3 protein-coding genes and 1 tRNA gene are annotated in these 2,496 nt (G+C 36.2%); 1 reads left to right on the plus strand and 3 read right to left on the minus strand.

The window, feature by feature from the left end; all coding sequences use genetic code 11:
• Positions 1-132: 132 nt before the first annotated feature.
• Positions 133-774, minus strand: a complete 642-nt coding sequence (locus tag HUN22_RS16480; RefSeq protein ID WP_174731638.1) for a fumarylacetoacetate hydrolase family protein — start codon at positions 772-774, stop codon at positions 133-135.
• Between the two features lie 39 nt (positions 775-813).
• Positions 814-1,311, minus strand: a complete 498-nt coding sequence (locus tag HUN22_RS16485; RefSeq protein WP_174731641.1) for a YcxB family protein — start codon at positions 1,309-1,311, stop codon at positions 814-816.
• Positions 1,312-1,534: 223 nt separating this feature from the next.
• On the opposite strand from HUN22_RS16485, the gene HUN22_RS16490 reads away from it, so the two are divergent.
• On the plus strand, positions 1,535-2,227 hold the full coding sequence (locus HUN22_RS16490) for a nitroreductase family protein (RefSeq protein ID WP_174731643.1): 693 nt from the start codon (positions 1,535-1,537) through the stop codon (positions 2,225-2,227).
• 75 nt (positions 2,228-2,302) lie between these two features.
• On the opposite strand, the gene HUN22_RS16495 is transcribed toward HUN22_RS16490, so the two are convergent.
• Positions 2,303-2,379: transfer RNA gene (locus HUN22_RS16495), tRNA-Arg, on the minus strand.
• Positions 2,380-2,496 lie beyond the last annotated feature (117 nt).

Raw genomic sequence — 2,496 nt, forward strand, 5'->3', positions numbered from 1 at the left:
CTTTCAACAATTTTTGAAGGGAAATAGAAAATCAGATTATTTATTAATATAAAAGTCTTCCACATCTAGGCAATAAAAAACCCTATTATTGAAAAAATAATAGGGTTTTTTATTGGCAAATTTAGGAATGGATTATGCTTTTACAAAAGTTTCCCATACAAAATCTTGCGTTGCACCTTTTAATGTCATTTTTAACTGATCACCAGTATGTAATGGTCCAACACCGGCAGGTGAACCTGTCATAATCACATCACCCGGTTCCAGTGAAAAGACCTGATTAATATCAGTTAACAGTTCACCAATGCTAAACATTAACAGTGCAGTATTTCCATCTTGACGTAACTCATCATTAATATGGAAAGTGAATTTGGTCTCTTGCCAATCTGTAATTTCGCTCACATCAACCCAGTTTGACAAAACACAAGCACCATCAAAAGCTTTTGCGCGCTCCCATGGGTAACCTTTACTTTTCAAATCATTCTGTAAATCACGCATTGTTAAATCAAGACCTAAAGTCACAGCTCCGATCGCTTTTAAAGCTTTTTCGGCGTTGGTTTCACCTTTTAAAGGCTGGTCAATACGTAAGACTAATTCACACTCAAAATGACAACTGCCCCACGCTGGATTCCACGAAATACCGTCATTTAAACCAATCAAGCTACTCGGTGGCTTAATAAATAATATCGGCTTGTCAGGCATAGCATTATTTAATTCTTTGACATGATCGGCGTAACTTCTGCCCACGCAAACGATTTTTGAAGGACGTGTATTCATGAGGCTTCCTTTGTTGTTGCGGCTAATAATTCCAATAATTTATTTCTTAAATGTATTTTCAAATATGGTTTGATCCGAAACCTGTGCAAATGCGCGCTTCGGTACAATAATTACAGTTTTATTTTTTAGTTCGAGCATGTAGGTCAACTTACCTTTAGCAAAGGTTTGCACATCTGCATATTGCATCACTTGCTTACGACCATTGGCATAAAGCTCGAAATAATCTTGATAGAGGTCGATGCCCTGCTCGCTCTTTCCAAACTGGTAACGAATAAATTGACGCTTAAATAACATCGGTAAAAGCCAGTAACGCATTAGGCCTTGCATCACCAGAAAAAATACACCTAACCCGATATAATATCGCCCAACCCCAGAGAGGCCTAAATACCCCCCCCAAATAATAATTGCGATACTAATCGCAGGTGTTAAAAAACGGGTAAATTGCTTTTTCCCAAACGTCACTAATGAAAATCCATCTTGTGACTCTTCTAAATTCAAATAGTAACGTAAAGATAAAGCTGTTTTTTGCTCAGTCATTGCACTGCATCAATACTCAATAAATCGAAACTATTAGAGCACATTCATTTCAGCTTTAAAATGAATCAAAGGCGATTTTTTATTTTGTTTAAAGGTGGTGCTTATTATTAGATTGTAAGATCAGCGACGTTGCATCTATAGAACGTAGCTTCATATTTTTTGAGCTTATTTCACTTTTTAAAATTTCTACAATAGGGATATCACCTTCTTAGTGGAATGTCTCATGTCTTTTCTTGCAAAATTATTTGGCTTAAATCAAAAAGCAACAGTCTCAAAAGATGTGGTTATCCAAGCCACTCAAGAGAGCCATCTTTCAAATGAAGCTAACTTTTTAGAATTAATTAAAAAACGCCGTTCTATCTATTCGATTGGAAAAAATTTAAAGCATACTCTTTCTGAAATTGAAGAACTGATTCAAGAAGCAGTCAAACATATTCCATCAGCGTTCAACTCTCAATCTTCTCGCGTTGTAATTTTATTTAATCAGTCTCATGAAAACTTCTGGAATATTGTTTTAGATGTTTTAAAAACTATTGTACCTGCTGAAGCTTTAGCTGGAACTGAACAAAAAATTCAAAGTTTTGCAGCAGGTGCAGGTACTGTTTTATTTTTTGAAGATCAGGATGTAATTAAAGGTCTACAAGAACAATTTGAGTTATATGCTGATAATTTCCCAGTGTGGTCTGAACATTCAACAGCAATTGCACAATTTGCAGTATGGAGCGTACTGGCTGAGCAGGATCTTGGGGCCTCTTTACAGCACTACAATCCAATTATCGATGAGAAAGTTAACACTACTTTTAACATCCCTACTCAATGGAAATTAAGAGCTCAATTAGTATTTGGCTCAATTGAAGGCCAAGCAGGTGAAAAAGCCTTTCTTGATGATGAAAGTCGCTTTAAAACATTTGGCTAATTTTTTAGCTTTAAATAGAAATGATAAAAAAATACGCACAAAAAAACCGCTATATATAGCGGTTAATTCTTCAAGTGGTGCGCTCAGAGAGATTCGAACTCCCGACCCCTTAGTTCGTAGCCAAGTGCTCTATCCAGCTGAGCTATGAGCGCGTACTTGATGTTGCGCATTATACGCATTTTTCAAAGCTTAGGAAGTCTTTTTTCATCTTTCTGTCATCAAACGTCTAGTTCTTAGCCAGCCCCCTTTTACATAAAATAGTAGTTAAA

This window comes from Acinetobacter lactucae (assembly GCF_013344765.1).
Lineage (GTDB): Bacteria > Pseudomonadota > Gammaproteobacteria > Pseudomonadales > Moraxellaceae > Acinetobacter > Acinetobacter lactucae_A.

Coding starts and splice junctions, on each gene's coding strand:
- HUN22_RS16480 (WP_174731638.1), bottom strand. CDS start 774: ATGAATACACGTCCTTCAAAAATCGTTTGCGTGGGCAGAAGTTACGCC.
- HUN22_RS16485 (WP_174731641.1), bottom strand. CDS start 1,311: ATGACTGAGCAAAAAACAGCTTTATCTTTACGTTACTATTTGAATTTA.
- HUN22_RS16490 (WP_174731643.1), top strand. CDS start 1,535: ATGTCTTTTCTTGCAAAATTATTTGGCTTAAATCAAAAAGCAACAGTC.